This window comes from Streptomyces sp. NPDC091682 (genome assembly GCF_044756625.1).
Taxonomy (GTDB): Bacteria; Actinomycetota; Actinomycetes; order Streptomycetales; family Streptomycetaceae; genus Streptomyces.
In genome coordinates, this window is the sequence record NZ_JBIVTH010000001.1 from 527,794 (window position 1) to 550,896 (window position 23,103).

At 73.3% G+C, this 23,103-nt stretch carries 28 protein-coding genes; 12 read left to right on the forward strand and 16 right to left on the reverse strand.

Features of this window, described 5'->3' with window-relative positions; genetic code table 11:
• The first annotated feature begins 2 nt into the window (after positions 1 to 2).
• The gene (locus ACIQK6_RS02620; RefSeq protein ID WP_329105692.1) at positions 3 to 929 is read left to right on the forward strand and encodes a LysR family transcriptional regulator; all 927 of its coding nucleotides are present in this window, start codon (positions 3 to 5) and stop codon (positions 927 to 929) included.
• Complete coding sequence (locus tag ACIQK6_RS02625; RefSeq protein WP_329105691.1) at positions 926 to 2,269, forward strand: hypothetical protein; 1,344 nt, start codon at positions 926 to 928, stop codon at positions 2,267 to 2,269. The genes ACIQK6_RS02620 and ACIQK6_RS02625 overlap by 4 nt, the downstream gene beginning before the upstream one ends.
• A 97-nt stretch (positions 2,270 to 2,366) precedes the next feature.
• Here ACIQK6_RS02625 and ACIQK6_RS02630 read toward each other — a convergent pair whose 3' ends face one another.
• Together ACIQK6_RS02630 and ACIQK6_RS02635 are read right to left on the reverse strand one after the other, a co-directional pair.
• Positions 2,367 to 3,134, reverse strand: a complete 768-nt coding sequence (locus ACIQK6_RS02630; RefSeq protein ID WP_402694154.1) for a response regulator — start codon at positions 3,132 to 3,134, stop codon at positions 2,367 to 2,369.
• Positions 3,131 to 3,982: a histidine kinase gene (locus ACIQK6_RS02635; protein ID WP_329105689.1), complete on the reverse strand. Its 852-nt coding sequence runs from the start codon at positions 3,980 to 3,982 to the stop codon at positions 3,131 to 3,133. Before ACIQK6_RS02635 ends, ACIQK6_RS02630 begins: the two co-directional genes overlap by 4 nt.
• 134 nt (positions 3,983 to 4,116) lie before the next feature.
• Here ACIQK6_RS02635 and ACIQK6_RS02640 point away from each other — a divergent pair, with 134 nt between their 5' ends.
• From ACIQK6_RS02640 to ACIQK6_RS02655, 4 genes are all read left to right on the forward strand, one after another.
• The gene (locus ACIQK6_RS02640; RefSeq protein ID WP_402694155.1) at positions 4,117 to 4,827 is read left to right on the forward strand and encodes an ABC transporter ATP-binding protein; all 711 of its coding nucleotides are present in this window, start codon (positions 4,117 to 4,119) and stop codon (positions 4,825 to 4,827) included.
• Positions 4,824 to 7,130 carry an ABC transporter permease gene (locus ACIQK6_RS02645; RefSeq protein ID WP_329105686.1) on the forward strand — a complete coding sequence of 769 codons (2,307 nt, stop codon included), beginning with the start codon at positions 4,824 to 4,826 and terminating at the stop codon, positions 7,128 to 7,130. Before ACIQK6_RS02640 ends, ACIQK6_RS02645 begins: the two co-directional genes overlap by 4 nt.
• A 121-nt stretch (positions 7,131 to 7,251) precedes the next feature.
• On the forward strand, positions 7,252 to 7,641 hold the full coding sequence (locus ACIQK6_RS02650) for a hypothetical protein (RefSeq protein WP_329105684.1): 390 nt from the start codon (positions 7,252 to 7,254) through the stop codon (positions 7,639 to 7,641).
• A 161-nt stretch (positions 7,642 to 7,802) separates the two neighbouring features.
• Positions 7,803 to 9,281 (forward strand): condensation domain-containing protein, encoded by a 1,479-nt coding sequence (locus tag ACIQK6_RS02655; RefSeq protein ID WP_329105682.1) that lies wholly within the window; start codon positions 7,803 to 7,805, stop codon positions 9,279 to 9,281.
• 12 nt (positions 9,282 to 9,293) lie between these two features.
• Here the strand turns inward: ACIQK6_RS02655 and ACIQK6_RS02660 are convergent, their stop codons facing one another.
• The 4 genes from ACIQK6_RS02660 to ACIQK6_RS02675 form a co-directional block, all read right to left on the reverse strand.
• Entirely contained in the window at positions 9,294 to 9,968 is a 675-nt protein-coding gene (locus ACIQK6_RS02660) for a hypothetical protein (protein WP_402694156.1), read from the reverse strand.
• Entirely contained in the window at positions 9,965 to 10,723 is a 759-nt protein-coding gene (locus ACIQK6_RS02665; RefSeq protein WP_402694157.1) for a TetR/AcrR family transcriptional regulator, read from the reverse strand. Before ACIQK6_RS02665 ends, ACIQK6_RS02660 begins: the two co-directional genes overlap by 4 nt.
• A gap of 145 nt (positions 10,724 to 10,868) precedes the next feature.
• Positions 10,869 to 12,089 carry an RNA polymerase sigma factor gene (locus tag ACIQK6_RS02670; protein WP_402694284.1) on the reverse strand — a complete coding sequence of 407 codons (1,221 nt, stop codon included), beginning with the start codon at positions 12,087 to 12,089 and terminating at the stop codon, positions 10,869 to 10,871.
• A gap of 68 nt (positions 12,090 to 12,157) precedes the next feature.
• Positions 12,158 to 12,514, reverse strand: a complete 357-nt coding sequence (locus ACIQK6_RS02675; RefSeq protein WP_189742561.1) for a YciI family protein — start codon at positions 12,512 to 12,514, stop codon at positions 12,158 to 12,160.
• Positions 12,515 to 12,771: 257 nt separating this feature from the next.
• Here ACIQK6_RS02675 and ACIQK6_RS02680 point away from each other — a divergent pair, with 257 nt between their 5' ends.
• Positions 12,772 to 13,137: a hypothetical protein gene (locus ACIQK6_RS02680; RefSeq protein WP_329105674.1), complete on the forward strand. Its 366-nt coding sequence runs from the start codon at positions 12,772 to 12,774 to the stop codon at positions 13,135 to 13,137.
• A 47-nt stretch (positions 13,138 to 13,184) separates the two neighbouring features.
• On the opposite strand, the gene ACIQK6_RS02685 is transcribed toward ACIQK6_RS02680, so the two are convergent.
• Positions 13,185 to 13,454, reverse strand: coding sequence for a hypothetical protein (locus tag ACIQK6_RS02685; protein WP_329105672.1), 270 nt, complete (start codon positions 13,452 to 13,454; stop codon positions 13,185 to 13,187).
• A gap of 118 nt (positions 13,455 to 13,572) precedes the next feature.
• On the opposite strand from ACIQK6_RS02685, the gene ACIQK6_RS02690 reads away from it, so the two are divergent.
• The 3 genes from ACIQK6_RS02690 (at position 13,573) to ACIQK6_RS02700 (ending at position 15,188) form a co-directional block, all read left to right on the forward strand.
• Positions 13,573 to 13,911 (forward strand): thioredoxin domain-containing protein, encoded by a 339-nt coding sequence (locus ACIQK6_RS02690; protein WP_329105670.1) that lies wholly within the window; start codon positions 13,573 to 13,575, stop codon positions 13,909 to 13,911.
• Between the two features lie 312 nt (positions 13,912 to 14,223).
• Positions 14,224 to 14,577: a DUF1304 domain-containing protein gene (locus tag ACIQK6_RS02695; RefSeq protein WP_329105668.1), complete on the forward strand. Its 354-nt coding sequence runs from the start codon at positions 14,224 to 14,226 to the stop codon at positions 14,575 to 14,577.
• A complete protein-coding gene (locus tag ACIQK6_RS02700) occupies positions 14,574 to 15,188 on the forward strand; it encodes a TetR-like C-terminal domain-containing protein (protein WP_329105667.1) in 615 nt (204 codons plus the stop codon). The genes ACIQK6_RS02695 and ACIQK6_RS02700 overlap by 4 nt, the downstream gene beginning before the upstream one ends.
• A gap of 79 nt (positions 15,189 to 15,267) precedes the next feature.
• On the opposite strand, the gene ACIQK6_RS02705 is transcribed toward ACIQK6_RS02700, so the two are convergent.
• Positions 15,268 to 15,474: a cold-shock protein gene (locus ACIQK6_RS02705; RefSeq protein ID WP_033213830.1), complete on the reverse strand. Its 207-nt coding sequence runs from the start codon at positions 15,472 to 15,474 to the stop codon at positions 15,268 to 15,270.
• A gap of 217 nt (positions 15,475 to 15,691) precedes the next feature.
• Positions 15,692 to 16,060 (reverse strand): HGxxPAAW family protein, encoded by a 369-nt coding sequence (locus ACIQK6_RS02710; protein WP_329105664.1) that lies wholly within the window; start codon positions 16,058 to 16,060, stop codon positions 15,692 to 15,694.
• A gap of 113 nt (positions 16,061 to 16,173) precedes the next feature.
• Between ACIQK6_RS02710 and ACIQK6_RS02715 the strand changes: the two genes are divergently transcribed.
• Complete coding sequence (locus ACIQK6_RS02715; RefSeq protein WP_329105661.1) at positions 16,174 to 16,680, forward strand: MarR family transcriptional regulator; 507 nt, start codon at positions 16,174 to 16,176, stop codon at positions 16,678 to 16,680.
• A 75-nt stretch (positions 16,681 to 16,755) separates the two neighbouring features.
• On the forward strand, positions 16,756 to 18,234 hold the full coding sequence (locus tag ACIQK6_RS02720) for a DEAD/DEAH box helicase (RefSeq protein WP_402694158.1): 1,479 nt from the start codon (positions 16,756 to 16,758) through the stop codon (positions 18,232 to 18,234).
• Positions 18,235 to 18,302: 68 nt separating this feature from the next.
• On the opposite strand, the gene ACIQK6_RS02725 is transcribed toward ACIQK6_RS02720, so the two are convergent.
• The 7 genes from ACIQK6_RS02725 to ACIQK6_RS02755 form a co-directional block, all read right to left on the reverse strand.
• Positions 18,303 to 19,238 (reverse strand): class I SAM-dependent methyltransferase, encoded by a 936-nt coding sequence (locus ACIQK6_RS02725; protein ID WP_402694159.1) that lies wholly within the window; start codon positions 19,236 to 19,238, stop codon positions 18,303 to 18,305.
• A gap of 318 nt (positions 19,239 to 19,556) precedes the next feature.
• Positions 19,557 to 19,901, reverse strand: coding sequence for a GNAT family N-acetyltransferase (locus tag ACIQK6_RS02730; protein WP_329105659.1), 345 nt, complete (start codon positions 19,899 to 19,901; stop codon positions 19,557 to 19,559).
• Positions 19,902 to 19,995: 94 nt separating this feature from the next.
• Positions 19,996 to 20,271, reverse strand: coding sequence for a hypothetical protein (locus ACIQK6_RS02735; protein WP_329105657.1), 276 nt, complete (start codon positions 20,269 to 20,271; stop codon positions 19,996 to 19,998).
• Between the two features lie 272 nt (positions 20,272 to 20,543).
• The gene (locus tag ACIQK6_RS02740) at positions 20,544 to 20,996 is read right to left on the reverse strand and encodes a GNAT family N-acetyltransferase (protein WP_329105655.1); all 453 of its coding nucleotides are present in this window, start codon (positions 20,994 to 20,996) and stop codon (positions 20,544 to 20,546) included.
• A 51-nt stretch (positions 20,997 to 21,047) separates the two neighbouring features.
• Positions 21,048 to 21,587, reverse strand: a complete 540-nt coding sequence (locus ACIQK6_RS02745) for a hypothetical protein (RefSeq protein ID WP_402694160.1) — start codon at positions 21,585 to 21,587, stop codon at positions 21,048 to 21,050.
• A 60-nt stretch (positions 21,588 to 21,647) separates the two neighbouring features.
• Positions 21,648 to 22,295: a GNAT family N-acetyltransferase gene (locus ACIQK6_RS02750; protein ID WP_329105651.1), complete on the reverse strand. Its 648-nt coding sequence runs from the start codon at positions 22,293 to 22,295 to the stop codon at positions 21,648 to 21,650.
• A 5-nt stretch (positions 22,296 to 22,300) separates the two neighbouring features.
• Complete coding sequence (locus tag ACIQK6_RS02755; RefSeq protein ID WP_329105649.1) at positions 22,301 to 23,035, reverse strand: SDR family oxidoreductase; 735 nt, start codon at positions 23,033 to 23,035, stop codon at positions 22,301 to 22,303.
• Positions 23,036 to 23,103 lie beyond the last annotated feature (68 nt).

The following is a 23,103-nucleotide window of genomic DNA, read 5'->3' on the forward strand; positions in this document are numbered from 1 at the left end:
TGATGATCGATGTGCACCGGCTGCGGGTCCTGCGGGCGGTGGCCGAGCACGGCAGCTTCAACCGGGCCGCCGGCGCCCTGCTGTTGACCCCTTCGGCCGTCTCGCAGCACATCGCGGCGCTGGAACGCACGATCGGCCACCCGGTGGCGGTGCGGAGCACGCGCGGGGTCACCCTCACCGAGCCCGGCCGGCTGCTGGTGGAGGCCGCCGAGTCGATCTCCGCCGAGCTGGACCAGGTCCGCCACGCCATCGACCGTCTCACGGCGGAGCGGCCTCGGCTCACCGTCGCCACCTTCACCAGCGGGGGCCGGCACCTGCTCCCCGCGGCGCTGCCCCGGTTCGTGGCGGCGCACCCGGAGGTGGAGCTGACGGTGCTGGAGAGCGAGCCGGAGGGCGCGGCGGCGATGGTGCGCACCGGGGACGCCGATCTCGCGCTGGCCTACCACTTCGACGGGCCGCCGCCCGTCCGCCCGGGTGAGCGCCCGGGGCTCGACTGGGTTCCGCTGATGGAGGATCCGCTGTGGATGGTGCTGCCGCCCGGCCACCGCCTCGCGGACCGGCCGTCGGTGGACCTCGCCGAACTGGGCGCCGACCGCTGGGTACTGGGCTGCCTGAGGACGGAGGCCTACCTGCGCCGGTACGCGGAGCTCGCCGGCTTCGACCTCCGGGTGGCGGCCTCCACCACCGACTACTTCTTCGCACAGACCCTGGTCGCGGCCGGGGTCGGGGTCTCCCTCATCCCGGACGTCTCGCTCACCAGGGCCGGGGAGTCGACCGCGGTCCGCGTCGACCCCCCGCGGCCGGCCCGACACATCGGGCTGGTCCTGCCCCGGCGCAGACGCCCGCACCCCCACACCAAGGCTTTGGCCACCGCCCTGACCGCTGCTGCCGCCGCCCCGACCCACACACCGACCGGAGAGCGCCCTTGAACCACCTCCTGTGCGGACTTGCCGCCAATCCGGCGCTGCCGCCGGAACTCGTCGACCGCCTGCTGACGCGCGCGCTGAAGGAGGCGGGCACCCAGCCCGATGCCCCCCGGGACTACGCCGACGAGTTGCTCTACGATCTGGCCGGGCGCACCGATCTGCGCCGCGACCAGGTGCTGGCGCTGGCCGCATACGCGAGGAGCACCGCCACGTACCTCGCGTACCACGGGACGCTCACCGCCGACGACGTGGATCCCCTGTGCTGGCCGTACGCGGCCGTCGCCCTGATCGACGAGGGCCGCGGGCACCCCGAGTGGCCCCTCCTCCTCGCGGCGCACCCGGACGCCGAGATCCGCTGGAAGCTGGCCTCCTGCCCGGGCCTGCCGCCCGATGCGGTGGACCTGCTCGCCGCCGACCCGGACGTGGAGATCGTGCAGGAACTGGCCCACTGGACGGACTCGCCCGTGACCGCCCGCCTCGCCCTCCACCCGGATCCCCAGGTCCGCCTCGCGGTATCGGCCAACCCATCCACCCCGCTCGAAGTCGTCCTCGCCCTGGCCGAGGACCCCGAACTCGCCCTGGGATGGGCGCTGCACGAGCGCCCCGATCTGCCGCAGGCGCTCTACGCCCGGCTCGTCGCCGAGGCGCATCCCGGTCTCCGTGCCACGTACGCGAGCAACCCCGGGATCGGCCAGGAGCTGATCCGCCTCCTGGCCGCCGATCCGGAGATCCAGGTACGGCGCGCCGTCGCGGAGCATCCGCACGTACCGCTCGACCTGCTGGTCGAGCTCGTCGTGGGCGACCGGGCGGCGTGGAACGTGCTGCCGCGGATCGCCGCCGCCACACCCGCCGAACTCGCCGAGCTGGCCGGCTCCCGCCACGGCCCCGTACGGATGCTCGTGGGGCAGCGGCGCGACCTGCCCCCGGAGCTGCGCGACGCGCTGGCGGTCGATCCGGACGCGTCCGTGGTCAGGGCCGTCGCGCGGCACCCCGGCCTGTCCGAGGAGCTGCTGCGCGCCATGATCGCGCGGCACGGCGAACAGGTCCTCGCCGCGGTGGCCGCCAACCCGGACGCGTCCGGTCCGCTGCTGGAGCACGTGACGCAGCACCGACCGGGTGTGCGCAAGGCGCTCAAGGAGGTCGCCAAGCACCCCAACGCGACCGGCCCGGCCCTGCTCCCCTGCCTGGCGCACCGAACGTCCCGGCCACTGGCCGCCGCCCACCCGGCGCTGCCGCCCGAGGCCATCACCGAGCTGCTCGCCGACGAGGACCACCGGGTGGCGAGCGAGGCGGCGGGCAACCCCTCGCTACCGCGCGCCGTGATGGTGGAGCTGATGCCCTGACGGCGGCTCGGTCCCGATGGGCCGGCCGGCGGACGTACGGCCCACTGCGCGGCGCCGCCAACCGTCGGGTGCCCGCACGGCGGCCCCGGAGGGCCTGTCACCCCGCGGGCGCCGGAGGGTGTCCCGGACGGGGAGCGGTGACCGAGCCGGGGGTCACCAGGCCCGTCTCGTAGGCGAGGACCACGGCCTGGGCCCGGTCGCGCAACGACGACTTCGCGAAGATGCGGGCCACATGGGTCTTCACCGTGGCCTCGCTCAGCGTCAACTCGCGGGCCAGCTCGGCGTTGGAGAGCCCGTGCCCCATCAGGGTCAGCACCTCGCGTTCGCGCGGGGTCAGCCCGGCCAGCTCCTGCCGGACGGCGTCCGCCGCGGCGGGGTCCGACGCGGCCGCGCCCGGGCCGCAGCGCTCCACGAGGCGGCGGGTGATCGACGGGGCGAGCAGCGCGTCACCCGTGCTGACCAGCCGGACGGCGGCGGCGAGGTGTTCGGGGGTGACGTCCTTGAGCAGGAAGCCGCTGGCCCCGGCCGCGAGGGCGGCGTACACGTACGCGTCGAGGTCGAAGGTGGTCAACATGATCACCCGGCAGTCCGGGGCTTCGGCGAGGATGCGCCGGGCGGCCTCCAGGCCGTCCATGTTCGGCATCCGGATGTCGAGCAGCACGACGTCGGGGCGCAGCCGGCGCACCGCGGCGACGGCCTCCACGCCGTCGGCGGCCACCCCGACCACGTCGATCCCGCGGGCGGTCAGGATCAGCCGGAAGCCGGTGCGGACCAGGTCCTGGTCGTCGGCGATCACCACCCGCGGCGCGGGCCCGTCGGGCACCTCGGGCACGTCCGGCACGGCGGGCCCGTCCGGGGTGGTCACGACCGCTCCAGCGGGAGCCGGGCGCGCACCCGGTAGCCGCCGCCGAGGCGGCGGCGGGCATCGAGGTCGCCGCCGTAGACGGCGACGCGCTCGCGCAGGCCGAGCAGCCCGCGACCGGCACCCTCGGCCTTCGGCCCGGTCCGGCCGCCGGCCGGTCCCGGCCCGGGCGCACGTCCCGTCAGCACGCTGGGGCCGCCGCCCAGCACTTCCACGCGCAGCGCGTGCTCCTGGTACCGCACGGTCACCTCGGTCCTGCCCCCGTCCCCGTGTTTGAGCGCGTTCGTGAGCGCCTCCTGGATGATCCGGTACGCCGTGACGTCGATCCCGGCCGGGATCGGGCGCGGCTCCCCGGATATCCGCACCTCCACCTGCAGCCCGGCGAAGGCGAACCGGTCGATCAGCGGGCTGAGCCGGGCGAGGCTCGGCTGCGGCGCCAACCGGGTGGCGCCCGGGGCCCCGTACGGTTCGTCCGCGCCGTCCTGGGCGGGGGCGAGCAGGCCCAGCAGGTGCCGCAGTTCGGTCATCGTGTCCCGCCCGGCCCGCTCCACGGCGCCCATCGCCGCCGCGGCCTCCTCGGGCAGGGTGGCGAGCACCTCGCGGGCGGCCCCGGCCTGGACCACCATCAGGCTCACGTTGTGGCTGACGACGTCGTGGAGCTCCGCCGCGATCCTGGCCCGTTCGGCGTCGACGGCGCTGCGGGCCGCGCCCTCGCGCTCCCGCTCCAGCAGCCAGCCTCGCTCCTCGAGCGCCACGCGGTGGCTGCGCCGCGCGCGCAGCAGGGCCACGCCGAGCGCACCGGCCGCCGCCGCGGACACGCAGGCCGCGACCGCGGCGATGACCGTCCCCACCTCGAACTCCCCCGCCCCGTAAGCCTCGACGCCATTGTGCCGGACGGCCGCCGTACATCCCCAGGATGACCTGCCCGTACGGTTACATCCGCAGGCCGACGCCGTGACCGCGGGCTCCGCCTTAGTTTCGGGTCATGACAAGTGATCATGACACCACGCGGCAGGTCGTCGTACGGCTGGACGGCGTGCACAAGGAGTACGGCGACGCGAAGGCCCTGGACGGACTGTCGCTGGAGATCCGCGCCGGGGACGCGGTGGCCGTGATGGGTCCGTCCGGCTGCGGCAAGTCCACGCTGCTCAACATGGTGGCAGGGCTCGACCGGCCGACCTCGGGCACCGTAGAGGTGCAGGGCCAGGACCTCGGCGGGCTGAACGAGACCGGGCTGGCGCTCTTCCGGCGCCGGCACATCGGCATGATCTTCCAGTTCTTCAACCTGATCGACGACCTGCCGGTCCTGGACAACGTGGCGCTGGCCGCCCAGTTGACGGGCGCCCCGGCCCGGCAGGCGCGCCGCCGGGCCCTGGAGCTCCTCGACGAGCTCGGTGTGGCCGACCGCCGCAACAACTATCCGGCGACGCTCAGCGGCGGTGAGCGCCAACGGGTCGCCGTGGCACGCGCCCTGATGAACCGTCCGGCCCTGCTGCTGGCGGACGAGCCGACCGGTGCCCTGGACAGCCGTTCGGGCGAGCAGGTGATGGACCTGCTGATCGACCTCAACCAGATCGGCCAGACCCTCCTGATCGTCACGCACGACCCGCAGTTGGCCACCCGCTGCGCGAGCCGCCTGGTCGAGGTCGCCGACGGCCGGGTCGCCCGGCAGAGCGCACTGGAGGCGACCGCGTGAGCGCCGTGTGGCGGGCCTCGCGCGCAGCCGTGCGGCGCCGCAGGCTCCAGACCTTCGTCATCGGGCTCGTCGTGCTCTGCTCGACCACCACCGTCCTCCTCGCACTGGGGCTGCTCGACGCCGCTTCCAGCCCCTTCGACAGGGCGTACGCCGCCCAGCGCGGCCCGCACACCGTGGCGACCTTCGACACGGCGAAGGCCTCTCCGGAGCAACTCGCGCGGACCGCCGACCGGCCCGGGGTGGAGGCCGCGGCCGGGCCGTTCGAGCAGACCGTCCTGGACGTCCCTGCGGGCTGGCTGTGGATGGCGGGCGGCTCCCTCACGGTGGTGGGTCGGGCCGACCCGGGGGGCCCGGTGGACCGGATCGAGCTCCTGGAGGGCCACTGGGCGACCGCGCCCGGCGAGATCGTCGTCGGCTGGAACTCGTACGGCTCCCCAGGACCTCGGCCGCTGGGAACCAGACTGGACGTCCCCGGATCCGCCCCGCTGACCGTCGTCGGGGTCGCGGCCGGCGTGAGCAGGTCGGCCGGCGCCTGGGTCTCGCCCGAGCAGATGACCGCACTGCGACCGTCCGCCGCGCAGATGCTGTACCGCTTCACGCGCTCCACCACGGACGCCGAGCTGTCCGCCGCGCTGGCCGGGGCGACCGCCGGACTGCCCGAAGGGTCACTGACCGGCACACAGACCCATCTCGCCCTCCAGCAGGCCTTCTCGGCCCTGGCCGGCGCCTACCTCCCCTTCATGACGCTGTTCGGTGTGCTCGGCCTCCTCGTGTCCGCCCTGATCGTCGGGAACGTCGTCAGCGGGGCGGTGGTGTCCGGGTACCGCCACATCGGGGTGCTCAAGGCCCTGGGCTTCACCCCGAACCAGGTCGTCACCGTGTACCTGGCAATGATGGCCGTGCCCGCGGTCGTCGGCGCCGTCCTCGGCACCCTGCTCGGCAACGCACTGGCCGTGCCCGTCCTCCGGGTCGCGTTCTCCGGCATCGAGATGGGCCGGGCCACCGTCGGCGACGTCGGTGCGTGGGTGTCCGTCGTCTGCCTGCTGGGGATGCCCGCCCTCGTGCTGCTCACCGCCCTGGTTCCCGCGCTGCGGGCGCACCGGCTGCCGGCGGCCCGTGCGATCAGTGCGGGCGGCGCCCCCCGGACCGGGCGGGGCCTGCGCGTGCAGCGCCTGCTCGGCGGCACCCGGCTGCCGCGTCCGGTCAGCCTGGGCCTCGGCCAGCCGTTCGCCCGGCCCGGACGCACCCTGATGACCATGGCGGCCATCGTCCTCGGGGTCACCACGGTGACCTTGGCGACCGGCCTGACCAGCACGATGCTCGCGTTCGGCGAGGCCGGCCGGGGCGGCGGCGCCCGGATCCACGTGGAGGCGGGCGGGCCGCTGAACGACCGGCCCGCTCCCGTACTCGGTGACGGCCCGACCGAGGAGCGGCTGCGGTCCCTGCCCGGCGCGACGGGGGTACGGGCCCGCGGGCTGGCCCAGGTGAGCCTGGTCGGGCAGATCCGGCCCGTCTACGCCAACTTCTACCGCGGGGACGACCCCGCGGCCGCGGGCCGGATCGCCAGGGGACGGGAGGCACGGGCGGCCGGCGAGATCACGGCCGGGCCCGCCTTCCTGACCCAGAACGGGCTGAAGGTCGGCGACCGGGTCACCCTGGCGATGAACGGCAGACAGGTGGCGGCGACCGTCGTCGGCGAGCTCGTGGAGGGCAACGCGCAGGCCCTGGACGCCACCTGGCAGACCTTCCTCCGGCTGTCGCCGGAGGCACGCGCCGTCGAGTACGAGGTGCGCCTCGCGGTCGGGGCCGACGTGCCGGCGTACGTGGAAGCGGCCGAGGCGGTCGATCCCGACCTGCGCGTATCGGTGCTGGACGGCCGGAACGCCGCCACCGTCACCGTCGTCGCCTTCTCGTCGGTGTTCACCGTCCTGCTGAGCACCGTGGCGGCGCTCGGCGTCTTCAACACGGTCCTCCTGAGCATCCGGGAGCGCCGCCGGGACCTCGGCATGCTCAAGTCGATCGGGATGACCCCGCGGCAGGTCGTGGCGATGACCGTGACCTCGGTGGCGGGCGTGGGCGCGGTCGGCGGGCTGCTCGGTGTCCCGCTCGGATTGATCGCGCACCGGCTGGTCGTGGACCACGTCGGGGTGGTCAGCTTCCCGGAGTCGATGAAGGACGTCTGGGACGCCCCGCTCGTGGCCGGCCTGCTGCTGGCGGGGGTCGCGATCGCCGTCCTCGGCGCGCTGGTGCCGGCCCGGTCGGCGGCCCGGATGACGATCGCGTCGGCCCTGCACACCGAATAGGGCCGTGCTCCGGGGCGGTCTATCCGTTCGCGTCCCCGGTGACCGCGCGGGTAGTTTCCGAAGCCGTGCGAACACGTCCGATCGACACCCTGTCCCCGACGTCTCCCCCAGGGGTGTCCTGATGCCCCGTCCTCGTGCCAAGGCCCGACGTCTCGTGGTGGGCGGGGACGCGTACACGTGGTCGGTGCGGCACGCCCACCACCGGCCGGCCACCGGCCCGGCCGAGGACTGCCGCGAGACCGTCACCGTCCACCTGGCCGGGGCCCCGGGGTGCCTGCGCGTCGTCTTCCGGAAGAGGGAGACCGGGAGGTTCTCCCCGAGCGGCTATCTGGGGCAGTCCGGAGAGGTCGCCCAGATCGACGGGGGGAGCCTGAACCTGTACGAGCCCGGAACCGCCCTGGCCCTGATGGCAGCGGCCCGGGCCCAGGGGTGGCAGCCCGGCGGCGCCTCGAAGGAGTTCGACGGCTGGACCCTCTTCGACGCCGCGGTCGCGGCACGGCCGCCGGGCTGAGGAGGCGGTGGCCGGCGCCGCCGGACCGAACTTCCCGTGAACTCCCGCTGAAGCCCCGCCCCGTCCCGCTCCGTCCCGCCCGGCCCGAGGGAATTCGTCACTTCCCCGGGCCGGGGGTCGTTAGGGCCTGGGGGTTGACTCGGGGGCGAAGGGATGACGGAATGCGGCAGTTTCCTCTGGAGATGCACCACATGGCACCCGGCCGGGTGGTCGAGTGGCGGCTCAGGTCCACGGCGGCGGAGGCCGCCGACACGGGTGATCCGGTGGGCAGGAAGGCGTCCTTCAACCAGGACAAGCACTTCACCGTCGCCGAGGAGAGCAGGGCCGCCGACGACCCGGTCGCGTCGTGGGTCGCGGTGACCTTCGAAGTGACCGGGCGGCTGGACGAGCAGGCCCTGGCGCAGTCCCTGCTCTCCTTCGTGCAGCGGCACGAGGTCCTGCGGTGTGCGTTCCGCCGGTTGGCGGGCGAAGTGGCCTGCGAGCCGTTCGACCCGGCCGGACTGACCCTCGAACCCCGGCAGATGGGCGCGTTCGAGACCTCCGACCTGCTGCGGGACTTCCTCGTCGAGCGGTTCAAGCGGAGCATCGACACCCTCTCCTGGCCGCTGTTCATCATGGGTGCGGTGGAACGCGAGGACTCCGCGACGGTCTACCTCGCCTTCGACCACATCGTCTGCGACGGCATGTCGATGCCGATCGTGGCCCGCGAGGTGTCCATGGGCTACGAGGCCCTGTGCCGCGGCGAAGACGTCGAACTGCCGCCCGCCCCCAGCTACCTCGACTTCGCCGAGGAGCAGCGCCGCCGCTACCTGTCCATCGACGACCGTGACGAACGCCTGGACTACTGGAAGGCGTTCATGGGGGAAGCCGGCGAGTTCTTCCCGCGCTTCCCGCTCGACCTCGGGGTCGAGCCGGGCCGGATGTACCCGATCGTCAACGAGTCCTCCACCCTCCTGGACGCCGCCGAGGCCGAGGTGTTCGAGAAGACGTGCCTGGCGGCCGGCGGCAAGCCGTTCATGGGGGTGCTCGCCTCGGTCGCCGTCTGCCTGCGCGAGGCCGGCGGCCCGGGCGTCTACCGCGGCTTCATGCCGGTCAGCGAGCGCGGCCGGGACACCTGGGCGCATTCGGTGGGCTGGTTCGTCAACACCCTGCCCATCGAGTTCGACGCCTCGCCCGGCCGGGACTTCACCCAGGTCATGGCCTCCGTCCGGGCCGGCTTCAGCGAGATGATGAGCCATCTCGACGTGCCGTTCGTCCGGGCGTGGCAGCTGCTGGCGCCCGAGGAGTTCGCCGCCCGCTCCTGGCCGTACCCGGTGAACTTCTTCTCGTACATCGACATGCGCAAGTGCCCCGGGGCCGAGCGCCACGACGAGTGGCGGCCCACCACACACGTGTGGTCGGCGCGGGCCAACGGGGCCTGTTCGTGGTTCCAACGGGACACGGAGGGGATGCACATGAACTCGATCTACGTCGACACCCCGGCGGCCCGCCGGACCATGGGCGACTTCCAGGAAGGACTGCGCTTGACCGTGCAGGAGATCGCCCGGTCCGGCGGGTTCCGTCGGCCCATCGCGCTGACCACCCCGCGGCGGCCCCTGGGAACCCCGCTGGACGTCGCAGCGGTCGCCCGCCGCGGCTGAGCCTCGGCCGCCTCAGGCCGGTCGGGCCGCCGCACGCCCACCGGCCGGCGAGGTGCGCCGCAGCAGGGCGATCCCGACGGCGAAGGCCCAGTAGACGAGCAGGGCGGCCGTCAGTGCCGTGTTGCCCCAGCCCACGGCGCTGTAGAAGCGGGCGGCGTCCGTCCCGAAGAACAGGGAGGGGACGAAGGCGAGGTTGACCGCGGCGACGGCGTGGGCCGTGTACCCGGTCCAGCGCGGCAGGACCCCGGCGCGCAGGATCGCGTACCCGGCGGCGGCGAGGAGCACCGCCGTCAACAGCCGGGCTGCCGAGCCGTGCAGCAGCATGTTGGCGTGGGCCAGCGGGCCGTCCACGGTCGGGTCGAGTCGCCCGCCGGGGTTCTCCAGGACGATGCCCGCCTCGACGGACGCGGCGACCAGGGTGACGGTCACGTAGGCCAGTCCGGCGCCGAAGACCACGCTGGCCGGCCAGGCGAAGGCGGGGCCCGCGCTGCGGATGACGTGACGCAGGCCCGCGAGGAAGACGAGCAGGGCCGCGCAGGTCAGGAGGTTGAGGAGGATCCGGGCCAGGACGTTGCCGGCGGGCGGCGGTCCGGAGTGGACGAAGTACAGCGGTACGGCGACGGCGGCGAGTGCGCCCGCCGCGATGCCGCAGATGCCCGTGAGGCGTAAGACGTGGTTCTCGTTCATCGGTTTCCCTTTTCGTCGGTTGTGGAGGGGGCCTTCTCGATGCCGTCGAGCAGGCGGGCGATGCCGCAGGCCACGATCGGGGCGACCGCGCCGTCCTCTTCCTCGTCCAGACCCGGCTCGCCCGCGAGCGCGCAGAGCGTGGGGAAGTTACCCGGGTCGAGGCGCTCGGCGAGGACCCGTCCGTACGAGGCGGCGCCGGCCGGGTCGAGTTCGGTGGCGATCCGGGCCAGGTCGCGCACGGCGCCGGAGACGAAGGTCGCGAGCGGGATCAGCTCGCCGCGGGCGGCGCCGGAGCGGGCGAGCGGACTCAGCAGTGCCTCGAACCAAGCGAGTTCGTTCGGTCCGACCGGGGCGCTGACCGTCGGGACCCGCACCATCCACGGATGGCTGCAGTACCTCGACCAGAGCGCGTCGACCCAGGCCTCCACCTCGGCGCGCCAGCCCGCCCCGGTCGCCGCGGGCGGGCGGCCGCAGGCGGCGTCGACCATGGCCGCGAGCAGGTGCTCGCGACCCGGCACGTGCCGGTAGAGGGCCATGGCCGTACAGCCCAGCTCGGTGGCCACGCGCTGCATCGACAGTGCGTCCAGCCCGTCGGTGTCGACGACGGCCACGGCCGCGTCGACGATCCGGCGGGGGGTGAGGCGCGGTCGGCCCTCGATGGTCCGCTCGGCGTCGACCCGCCACAACAGGTCGGCGACGGCGGCGAGATCGGGCGGGGCGGCGGATCCGCCCGGCCCCCGGGGCTCACGGGGCATCGGGCCCCTCCTTTCCGACTGCTCGCCGCGCGAGCGGTGCCGCATCGCGCCCCAGCAGATGTTTACGTGTTACACAAAGTATAGGACGTAAACATCCTCGGCAAGGGTGTCGCACGACTGGCCCCTCCTCGGACGGCCGCGCCGCTCAGAGGCGGGCCGCGCGGGTCAGGAGCAGGGTGCGTTCCTGTGCGTTGCGGGTGAGGGAGGCCGCCCGCTCGAACTCCGCGCGGGCCTCCTCGGTCCGACCCAGCCGCTCCAGCAGGTCTCCGCGTACGCTCGGCAGCAAGTGGTAGGCGCGCAGGGCCGGTTCCCGGGCCAGGCCGTCGACCAGCGGCAGGGCCGCCGCCGGCCCCTCGGCCATCGAGACGGCCACCGCCCGGTTGAGCTCCACGACCGGGGACGGGACCAGTTGGACGAGCCGCCCGTACAGGGTGGCGATACTCGACCAGTCCGTGTCCTCGTAACGGACCGCCGCCGCGTGGCAGCCGGCGATCGCGGCCTGGACGGAGTACGGTCCGCTGCCCGCCCGGCCCAGCGCCCGGGCGCCCCGGTGGATGAGCAGGCGGTTCCACCGGGCCCGGTTCTGGTCGGCGAGCAGCACCGGTTCCCCGGCGGGGCCGGTGCGGGTGGCGATCCGGGAGGCCTGGAACTCCAGCAGCGCGGCCAGCCCGTGCGCCTCGGGCTCCTCGGGCATCAGGGCGGCCAGTACCCGGGCCAGGCGCAGGGCGTCCTCGCACAGGGCGGGGCGGACGAGGTCGTCCCCGGCGGTGGCCGCGTACCCCTCGTTGAAGACGAGGTAGATGACCTCCAGGACCGAGGAGAGCCGTGCGTCGCGGTCGGCGCCGTACGGAACCTCGAAGGGCACCCCCGCCTTGGCCAGGGCCCGCTTCGCCCGGACGATGCGCTGGGCGACGGTGGCCTCGGAGGTGAGGAACGCGCGGGCGATCTCCTGGGTGGTCAGCCCTCCCACCAGGCGCAGGGTGAGCGCGATCCGGGACTCGGTGGCGAGGACGGAGTGGCAGGAGGTGAAGATCAGGCGCAACAGGTCGTCGTCGATGTCCTCGGGGTCCGCAGGCTCGGCGGGCGGTGGCACGTCCTGCAGGCTCCGGCCGACCTCCGCGAGCTTGCGCGCGTAGGTCTCCTTGCGGCGGACGAGGTCGATCGCGCGGTGCTTGGCGGTGGTCATGAGCCAGGCGCCCGGCCGGTCCGGAACCCCCGTCCGGGGCCACTGCTCCAGCGCCGCGACGAGGGCGTCCTGGGCGATCTCCTCGGCGATGCCGACGTCCCGCACGACGCGGGCGACACTGGCGATGATCCGCGCGGACTCGATCCTGAACACCGCTTCGACCGCCTGGGCCGCACTCACTGCCGTCACGGCCACCCATCAGAGCAGCCGTGACGGGGCAGGGCAAACGCGGCGCGGGCGCGCCGGGATCACATCTCCTGGATCTCCCGGACCTCGGCGCTCACCTTCCATTCCACCGGGTGGATCTCAAGGAACCGCCGGGTCCACTCGATGGCCTCGGCCTTGTCCTTGCACTGGGTGAGGGAGTAGCCGCCGACGACCTCCTTGGTCTCGGTGAAGGGTCCGTCGGTGTAGCTGATCTTCCCGCCGGACCAGCTGAGGCGGGTCCCCGCGGAGGTGGGGAGCAGCCCGGCGGTGTCGAGCATGACCCCGGCCTTGGTGATCTCCTCCAGCAGCGCGCCCATGCGCTGCTCGAACTCGGGCGGGAACTCATCGCTGGGCAGGTCCTGCTCGTCGATGCGGATCATCGTCAGGAAGCGCGGCATGGTGACTCCTCGGTCAGGAGGGCGGGGAACCTCCCCGCCTCTCACTCCTGCGTCGAACGGGAGACGCCCGGATCGACAGCCTCCGGGAAATTCTTCGAAGAATGTCCCGACACGGCCACCGCGGTCCCCCGTCCGGCCGCCGCACGGGGGCACGGGCGGCCGGACGGGATCGTGCGGCCGGACCGCACGGAGCTCACCCACGTCCGACTACCGGCGAGTAGGATCGCGGGCCCGGACACCCTCGAGAGGATCCCCCGATGCCACGCGCCTCCTCCCCCGTCCTACTGGCCGGTCTCCTGGCCACTGCGGCGGTCGCCCACGCGGCCGTACCCGGGAAGTTCGACGCGATCGTGCCCCGTTCACTGCCGGGCAGTCCGCGCGCGTGGACGTACGGCAGCGGGGTGGCCGAACTCGCCCTTGCCGCCGGCGTCGCCCATCCGCGCACCCGCCGGGTGGCCGCGCTGGCCACGGCGGCGTTCTTCGTCGGCGTGTTCCCGGCGCACGTGAAGATGGCCGCCGATGCGCGCCACGCTTCCCCCGCCGTCCGGGCCGCGACGTTGGTCCGGATGCCCCTGCAGGTGCCGCTGGTGCTCTGGGCCCGCAAGGTGAGCCGGGAGGCCTGAGGGCGCGGAACCGGCGGCCGGTCCGGCCGCCGGGGCGGGCCCCGCCGTCAGCGGCTGTCTCCCGTCCAGTCCCAGTGGCCCGGGTCCCCCGTACGGCGGCGGTAGTGGGCGCGGCCGCCCGCTCCGTAGCGCCCTATCTCCGTGGGGAGCCTGGCCTCTTCGGCCAGTTGGGGGCCGCTCCAGCCGGTGGTGTCCAGGAGGAGCCCGTCGAGCGGCCCGCCGACCAGCTCGCCGTAGGTGTGTCCGGGTCGCGGTCCGGGGTCGGGGTCCTCGTGGTCGGCGCCGTAGACCCGGCGTCGGAGCATCCTGTCGTCCATACCGCTCAGCTTCACAGCCACCACTGACAACGGCCCCGGCGGTCGCGGTCCGCCGGGGCGGCGATGATGGGGGCCGCCCTCCCGGTCCGGGGAGGCGTACGAGCGAGGAGCGACACGCATGGCACGTCGGGTGCACCAGCCACTGGAGGACCAGGAGTTCGACTTCATCCTCTCGATGACGACCGGGCCCGTGCTCGCGTACTTCTGCGGCTCCTGGCCCAAGGCCGTCGAGGCGTGCCGCGCGATGGACGCCGTCGTCGGGGAACTGACCGAGGAGTACGGGACGCGCTTCACCCCCGTCCGCACCGACATGACCCGCTGCCCCGGGCCGACCAGGCGTTACGGGGTGACGGGCGCGCCGACCGCCGTGCTCATCAAGGACGGTGAGGCGGTCGCGAGTCAGGCGGGGCCGATGACGCGCGAGGAGTTCCGGGCGTTCCTGGACGCCCACCTCTGAGCGCCGTCCGCCAGGCCGGCCAGCTCGTCGAAGAGGGCCCGCCGCCCCGGTGCGTCCGTGTCCGGGCCGGCCGCCCGCGCCGGTTCCGCGACCCGGGACCGGTTGTCGGCCGAGTCGCGGAAGAGAGCGGCCGCCCTCCGGCCGTCCCGCAAGGTCGAGGAAGTCCGCGTAGAGCGGGCGGGTGGCGCCGGGGGCGGTCCGTTCCTCCTCCGGGCACGCGTAAAATTTCCTGTACAGTTGTCCAGGAAATACCGGCCCGCACCACCGCCCGCACCACCGCCCGTACGTCGACCCCGAGAAGTGGAGGCGGCCATGCACACGGTCGCATCGGTCCTGATCGGCCTCGTGGCCGCGCTGCACGCGTACTTCATGGTCCTGGAGATGTTCCTGTGGCAGCGGCCCCCCGGCCGCGCACTGTCCGGCTTCGACGCGGACACCGCCCGCCTCACGGCTCCGCTCGCCGCCAACCAGGGCCTCTACAACGGCTTCCTCGCCGCCGGACTGGTCTGGTCGCTCGTGATCGACTCGCTCGCCACCCAGATCTTCTTCCTCATCTGCGTGGTCGTCGCCGGGATCTACGGGGCCGCGACCGCCAACCGCCGGATCCTCGTGGCCCAGGCCCTGCCCGGCGCCCTCGCCCTCGGCGCCGCGCTGCTGGCCGCGTGAGCCCGCAGGACCGGCGCGCCGAGGACCCGCGCACGGCCCGGACGAAGGGGCGGCTGCGGACGAGCCTGCTGGCCGAATGCGCGGTCCGGCCGCTCGCCGAGGTCAGCGTCTCGGCGGTGGTGCGCCGGGCCGGCATCGGCCGCGCCACCTTCTACCTGCACTACGAGGACCTCACCGCGCTCGCCGTGGACGCCTGTGCGGACGTGGTGCACGCGGCGGTCGACGCCCTGCACGCCTGGCAGACCGGCCCGCCGCCGCTCCCCCCGACCCGGCCGCCCGCCGCGCTGGCCGCGTTCCTGACGGAGGTGGCCGACCGGGCACCGCTCTACCGGACCCTGCTCCTCCCGGGCGGCGACGGCCCGCTCGGCCGACGCCTCCACCGGGAGCTGCGCGCCCGGGCCCGGGCGGAACGGGCGGCGGTGGGCGCCCCCCACCCCGAGCTGGTCGCGTCGGCGGTCGCAGCCGCGTTCACCGGCGTACTCGCGGACTGGCTGCACGAGGACATCCGGGCGGATCCCGAAGCCCTGGCGGACCACCTTTGGCAGCTGCTCCTGGCCCTCCACCGCGCGATCGGGCCCGACGGCGGGCCGAACGCGACCCGGACCCGGTAGCGGGACCGCCCGGAACGTGCGAAGCCCCGCCGGGCGGACCGGCGGGGCTTGGCGCCACGGGCCGGGCCCGTGAAGCGGACTACCTGAGGGGAACCACCTTCTCAGCCTGCGGACCCTTGGGGCCCTGCGAGACGGAGTACTCGACGCGCGCGTTCTCCTCCAGCGACTTGAACCCGGTGGTCTCGATCGCGGAGAAGTGCACGAACACATCGGGGCCGCCGTCGTCCTGCTGGATGAAGCCGAACCCCTTCTCCGAGTTGAACCACTTCACGATGCCTGTTGCCATCTGGCTGATCCTTCACAACGTTCCACTGCGGGCCGCACGCGCGGCCGTCTCGATCCTGCCCAACCGTCCCCCGGAGCACACGCTGAACGCGGCCAACCGGGGCGCGGCGTGCATTCGAACTTACGGCCGACTTGTCCGTGAAAAGAGGGAGGGGCCCCGCGCAGAGCGCTTCGAGGGGCGCTCGGGCCGGGCCGCCGCGGCCATACCCGGGCGCCGGTCACGCGTTGCCGTCCCCAGCGGGCAGCGACGCGGTGGATCGGGGCCGAGCGGCCGCCGCAAGGGCCCTCCGCGGCCCGCCGGCGCGGCAGCCGAGGCAGTCGGCGTGCCCCGCGTGCGCGCCGGCGTCCCGGGTGCGCCAGTCCCAGTCGGCCTCCGGCCGGGGGCCGCTCGGCTTGCCCCACCCGGCGAGGTGCAGCAGCCAGGTGACGATCCCGGCCGCGGCGACGACGCCGAGGCCGATCCAGATCCCGGGGATCCAGGACGCGCACAGGGCGCCGCCCGCTCCCGCGAAGCCCAGCAGGGCCAGGCCGGTCCCGGTCCAGCCGGCCACCGTGTGGCCGAGGTCTACGTGGCCGTGCGCGCTCATGGTTCTCCCTGGTCGGACCGGCAGCAGTCAGCAGTACGCTCGGAAGCGGGAAGCTTATTTCGCGAGGTAAGCATCTCACTTGCTAAGTAACTTAGATACTAAGGAGAAATTGGGTGCAGGGCAAGACCCGCCCCCCGGCCACGGCCGGCGAGGCGATTGCGCGCATGGACCAGTACGTCGCCCTGGGCATCGTCGGCCAGCAGGAGGTGGCGCAGTTGCTCGGGCTCAACGTCACCGATCTGACCTGCCTGGGGCACATCCTGGGCGCCGGGGACGCCCCGCTCGCCGCCGGTGACCTGGCCGGACTGCTGGACCTCACCACCGGAGCCGTCACGGGTGTGCTCAACCGCCTCGAACGCGCCGGATACGCGCGGCGCGTCCCCGACCCGGCCGACCGGCGCCGGGTCCGGGTCGTGGCCGACCCCACGGCCGCCGCGCGGGTCGTCGCCGTGTACCAGCCGATGTACGACCGGCTGGCCACCCTCTTCGCCGACTACACCCCCGACGAGGTCGCCGTGATCGCCGACTGGTTCGGCCGCGCGGCGGTCGAGATCCGCGCGCACTGTGCGCAGGTGCGGTCCGGGGAACTGACCGGGGAACCGACCGCCGGGGAGGCTTAGCCCCCGCTGGTACCATGGGCGGTTGACCATCTCCTTCTTTCTCCCCCTCCTTCTCTCTGCTTCGAAAGGTCCTGCATGAGGAACCCGTCAGCTCATGGGCGCTTCGGTGTGAAGGGCGGTGCCAAGGCCGGTGCCCGGACCCCCGCCAAGGCCCCCCGGACCCTCGGCCCGCAGGGTGAGTTCACGATGCACGCGCCGAAGGAGCCGGCGCTGGCGCCGGTGGAGTCCTTCGCCGAGCTCGACCTGCCCCATGAGCTGGTGGAGACCATGGCCTCGCTGGCCGTGACGGAGCCGTTCCCGATCCAGGCCGCGACCCTCCCGAACGCGCTGGCCGGTCGGGACGTCCTCGGTCGCGGCCGGACCGGCTCGGGCAAGACCCTCGCCTTCGGCCTGGCTCTGCTGGCCCGTACGGCGGGCCAGCAGGCGGACCCGAAGCGCCCGCTGGCGCTGGTCCTCGTACCGACGCGTGAGCTGGCACAGCAGGTGACCGAGGCGCTGGAGCCGTACGCCGCGGCCCTGAAGCTGCGGATGGCCACCGTGGTCGGCGGGCTGTCCATCGGCCGCCAGGTGAGCTCCCTGCGCACCGGGGCCGAGGTCGTCGTGGCCACCCCCGGCCGGCTCAGCGACCTGGTGGGGCGGCGGGACGTACACCTGGAGCGCGTGAAGATCACCGTGCTCGACGAGGCCGACCAGATGTGCGACATGGGCTTCATGCCGCAGGTCACCGAGATCCTGGACCAGGTGCACCACGCGGGACAGCGGATGCTGTTCTCGGCGACCCTGGACCGCAACGTCGACCAGCTCGTCCGGAAGTACCTGAAGGACCCGGTCTCGCACTCCGTCGACCCGCAGGCGGGGGCGGTGTCCACGATGGACCACCACGTGCTGCACATCCACGCGGCCGACAAGGTCTCGGCGGCGACCGAGATCGCGGCCCGGGACAACCGGGTGCTGATGTTCCTCGACACCAAGCACGGGGTCGACCAGTTCGTGAAGCACCTGCGGGCGATGGGCGTGCGGGCGGAGGGCCTGCACAGCGGCAAGTCGCAGCCGCAGCGCACCCGGACCCTGGCCCAGTTCAAGAGCGGGGCCGTCACCGTCCTCGTCGCGACGAACGTCGCCGCGCGCGGCATCCACATCGACGACCTCGACCTCGTCGTCAACGTCGACCCGCCCGCCGACCACAAGGACTACCTGCACCGGGGTGGCCGCACTGCGCGGGCCGGCGAGAGCGGCCGGGTCGTCACCCTCGTCACCCCGAACCAGCGCCGGGACATGGTCCGCCTGCTCTCCGACGCCCGGATCCGTCCGACGATCACGCAGGTGCGCTCCGGCGAGGCGGCACTGACCCGCATCACCGGCGCCAAGGCCCCCTCCGGGGTCCCGCTGGCGGGCTCCGCACCCACCGACGCCAAGGGCAAGCCCTCGGGCTCTGACCTGGCCTTCCGCGGCATGGGCACCCGCCCGGGCCGTGGCAAGGAGTCCCGCAAGACGATCGAGGCCCGCCAGCAGGCCGAGGCCCGCCGCGCGGCCCGGGTACGCCGGGGCGTCTGACACGCGTGCGCAGCACCACGCCCCCGTACCGGACCCGGTACGGGGGCGTGGTGTCAGGCCGTTCGGCGTCAGCGCCTGCGACGGCGGTTGCGAGCCACGATCGCGCGGGTGACCACGGGCGGGAGCAGGTCCTTGGCCAGCTTCCGCCAGCGGACGCCCGGCCTGCGCACGGCGGCGGGGGCGGGGACCGGCGCAGGTGCGGCCGGCGGCGCGGGGTGCAGCGGCTGCGGGGGCACCGGCACGACCACGCCCTGGTCCGTGGTGCGCACCAGCGGGCGGCCTTCGATCATGTCCACGTCGTACCGGAGGTCGGTGCGCCCCTTCAGCCACGCGAGCAGCGCCGCCTGGTGGGGCTCCGGGTCGCCCCAGGTCGCGTAGAGCTTCATGTTCGAAACGCAGATCGGGCGCAGTTCGCCCGTAACCACCGCGGTCCACACGGAGGCCGCGACGCCGGGGGTGTGCTCGGAGCGGTAGTCGTCGAAGACGACCACGGCGTCCGGGGCCGCGACGAGACGCGAGGACGCGATGTCCGTGACGACGTGCTCGTAGAGGTGCGAGGCATCGATGTGCACGAATCGGCAGCTCGCGGGCTTGACCTGGTCGGCGACGACCGAGGTGGGGGCCTGGATCAGCGTCGGCAGCGCCTCGTGGAAGGCCAGGTAGTTCGTCTCGAAGCCGCGCCGCGTGAGCGTGGGGTAGGACTCGCGGTTCTCGGCGACGTTGAAGTCGTCCGTCGCGGGCGAGTCGAAGAGGTCGCAGACGGTGAATTCCTCACCGGGCTGGAGGTACCCGCCGAGAAAGATCGCGCTCTTCCCCATGAAGGCACCGAGCTCCAGCAGGTCGCCCGGCTGCCCCTCGCCGCTGTTCTGACGCGTCAGGAACCAGTCGAAGAGCACCTGGTCGTGCGCTGAGAACCAGCCTCTGACCTCGTCGTACGTGGTGGGGACGAGCGGGGCTGGCTCACCGTCGGGGGTCGTGACGGAAACTTGTGGAACGTGCGACACGGAGAGTCATCCTCCAGCGAAGTGGCATCGGTCTTCACGCTGATACCCGGCCGGGTAACGGCACCCTAAGCCCTGAATCGACGCGTGACGAGATGTGAGCAAGATCTTCCGGTTATTCCTATCCGGCGGCCCCTGGCGCTCCGCGGGTGATGACCTTGAGCGGAACGCCCGACCCGCTGGCACGACGGCCCCGGCTTCGGCGCGCTCGCCCGGCGGGACGCCGAGGGTCTCCAGGTGGCGGCTGCGGTGCCGGTGCTCGGGTGGTGCGGCGCGGCCGGCGTGACGCGGCCGGCGTGACGCGGCCGGAAATGGAACCCTTCACGGGTCGAGCGGCAACTCCACCGGTTCTTCCGGTGGCTGGAAACCGGAGCGCCGGTAGAGCGGGCTGCTGCGATCCGACGGCCAGACGATCGGGGTGTCGAACTCGGCGCTGCGCGCGTGCAGTTCGAGTGCTTCGAGGAGCACCGCACCGATTCCCCCGTTCCGTTGGCGCGGCGTGACCCGACCTCGGGTGGTGGCAGTGGTGTGCGTCGTCGCAGCAGGCCCGCGGCCCTCCTCGGTCAGCCGCGCCGCCCCGGCCCCGTCGATGTCGAGGTACCCGTCGAGCAGCAGCTCGGCGGCGGCCGCGGTGAACGCGGATACCGCGAGGACGAGTTGGAGCACGCCCCGGGACTACGGGCGCGCACACCGGGGCGGACACGCAATGTCCGGCACACCGGCCGGGGCCGGGGCTCCCCCGATGCGTACGGTGGCCGGGTCAGGCCGGTTCCTCGACCAGCCCGAAGTCTTCGGGGAACTCCCGCAGGAACGCGCGGCGCGCGGGATCGCCCTCTTCCTCCGCCATCTGCCCGAGCAGGTCGACGAACTCGCTGCGCTGGTCGTCCGGCAGCCGGTTCAGCAGGTGGCCCACCCACTCCAGCATCTTGACGGCGTCGTCCTGATCCATCTGCTCGTCCTCGCTGCCGTCGATGAACCGGAGGACGTCGACCAGGGCCTCCGTCAGAGCAAGGGTCAGCGACGGGTGCACGGGCATGGATACGGTCTCCCAGCAGGCGGACTAGAGTGTGAGGCCATCTGACCACACCCCACCGACAGCGCCCCCGGCTGGTCCGGGCGCGGGTGGGACCACGGCTCCGTGGTGACAGATGCGCAGTGGGCGCGGATTCGGGGAGGGCTGGCCTTCGGGCGGGTATACGAAGGCACGGTCTCCGACGCGCGATGCACCGCGCGTTCTGTCGGTCGCGGTGCACCACCGCCCGTACCTCGCGGTGCGGCAGCTCGCCCGCTGAAACGTACGGGGCTTCCTCATGGAGCCGTCTCCCGCAGGTCGGGGCGGTTCCTCGGCAGGCCGAAGCCCGCCATCTCCTTTTCCTCGTAGGACAGGAAACCCAGACTCCGGTAGAAGGCGTGGTTGCGCTCGCCCTCTGGTGACGACTCGTGGTCCGTCGACAGGAGGAAGAAGCGGCAGTGGGAGTAGCGCCGCTTCAGGTGTTCGACCAAGGCCCTGCCAACTCCCTGCCGGTGGCTCGCCGGATTGACCACGACGTCCTGGACGTAACAGACGTGCTCGTCGTCGGAGATGGTCCGGGCCAGTCCGAGGAGCGTTCCTGAACCGTCTCGCGCCGTGACGACGAGGTGGGAGTTGGCGAGACCGCGACAGAGTCTGCCGACGTCGCTGGTGTAGCCCTCCCAGCCGACCGAGCCGTACAGGATCAGCATCTCGTCGGCGTCGAAATCGACCTCTTCCGCTAGGAACACGCTGACCTCCGGTGTAGGGGTGCCGCTTCTCGTCGTCAACTCGCCTCCGGTTCAGAACGTGGTGCCGCGGCGCAGGCGTTCGACGGCCGCGTTGCGAACGCGGCGGGTGCGGGCCTCGGTGGCCAGCAGGGTCAGGGCCTCGTACGAGGTCAGCACCCGGACGGCGGTGCGCTGGCACCAGTCGGAGGCTGCGGTGAGCTCCTCGGCGGACCAGGGCCTGCCCCGGGTGACGGCCTCGAGCAGGCTCCACTCCCGCAGCCGGCGCTCGGGGAAGGCCCGCCCGGCGAGGACGCCCGCCATGGCCCGGGCCCAGGCGGGGAACTCCTCGTCGGCGAGCAGGTGCACGGCGCGCCGGTCGAGGTGGGTGACCACCGCGCTCTCGGCCATCACCCGGTCGGGATCGGACAGCACCGCGGCCACGACCTCCGCCTCGGCCTCCGCGCCCGCGCCCGAGTCCGGCACCGCGGCCAGGGACTCCAGGTGGCGGGCGTAGCGCCAGTGCTCGGGGGGCTCGTCGGGGTCGGGGCCGCTCACGGGGGCCCGAGCCGGTATGCCCGTGGCGGGTCGCTGCTGATCGTTCACTGGCGCCATGGCCCCCATTCCACACGACCTCGATGTGCAGCCGGCGATCAGGGTGCCGTCAGCGCCTGTTCAGCGGTGCGGAGCCAGCATCAGGGACTCCGCACCGACCGGTCGGTAGCCCGCGGCCTGGAAGGCTCGGATGCTGCGCGCGTTGCCGGTGGCCTGCTGGGACCAGACCGGCTGCCCGTCGGGGACGAGGTGGCGGGCGGCGCGGGCCAGTTCCCGGCCCAGTCCGCGGTGGCGCACGCCCTCGTCGACCTCGACCGCTGCTTCCCAGCGGCCCGCGACGCCGCGGCCGAGGACGAGGACTCCCCCTGCGGCCGACCAGACCCGTACGTCGTGGCGGCGGCGCAGGGCCCTGCGCACGCGCGGGTGGTCGGGGTCGGTCGTCTCCACGAGCTCCAGTGCCGGTGCGCCGGGCAGCGGACCGGCGACGGTGAGCAGGTCGATCGTGTCGGTGGCGCGTCCCGTGCGGTCGAGCAGCGCGGCCAGGAACCGCGGGTTCATGGTGGCGGCCAGCGCGTCGCAGTCGAGGGCGTCGAGGGTCGCGCGGACCCAGTCCGGGTCCTCGTCCGTGAACACCACGGAGTGTGCGGTGAAGGCGATGACGCCCGCGTCGCGCCGGTGTTCCTGCGGGACCACGGTCGTGGCGCCGTCAGGTGGCGGGAACCGCCCCTCGGCGGCGGCGTCCAGGATCTCCGCCAGTGTCCGTCCCACGGCCGTCAGACCTGCTCGAAGTGGAAGGACTTGATGAAACAGTCGCGGGGCTGGCCGATCGCGAAGAAGATGCAGTCCACGAGCGACTGCGACGTGAGCGGGTCCTTCGCCGTGCGCGACGCGCCCTCCCAGGACTCCGAGAGCGGGTCGTGGTTGTCGAAGTCCGGCGGGTAGAGGGAGATGACGCGGACGCCCTGGTCGCGCAGCCTGCGGGAGAGGATCTCGGTGAAACCGGCCTGGGCGCTCTTGGCCGCGTAGAAGGCGGCGTGGGCGTCGGACCGGTGGTGGCCGGTCTCCCCGCAGCCGGAGACCATGGTGACGACGTCCGGCTTCGCCGACTTCAGGAGCAGCGGCAGGAAGGCCCTGGTGGCCAGGACGGTGCCGGTGGCGCCGGAGGCGAGGGTGTCCGTCACGTCCTCGTCGGAGGCGGACAGCAGGTCCGTGCCGTGCTGGTAGCGGGAGCCGTTGTTGACGAGGACGTCCACGTGGTCGGTGCGGGCTGCGACCGCGGCGGCGAACTCCCGCACGGACGAAGGATCGGTGAGGTCACACGGGTAGGCGTGGACCCGGTCCGCGTCGTGCCCCTGCCCGCGGATCTCCTCGCGGACGCGCTCGGCGGCTTCGAGGGTGCGTGCGGAGAGGTGGACTTCGGCGCCCCTGCTGGCGAAACGGAGGGCGAGGGTGCGCCCGAAGTCGCGGCCGGCGGCGGTGATGACGACGCGGTGGTGCTCCAGTGCCATGTCTGCGCTCCTGATTCGTGGTCTATACACATGATCTCAGGTGCGGTGCGGGTCGGTTGGGCCGGGAG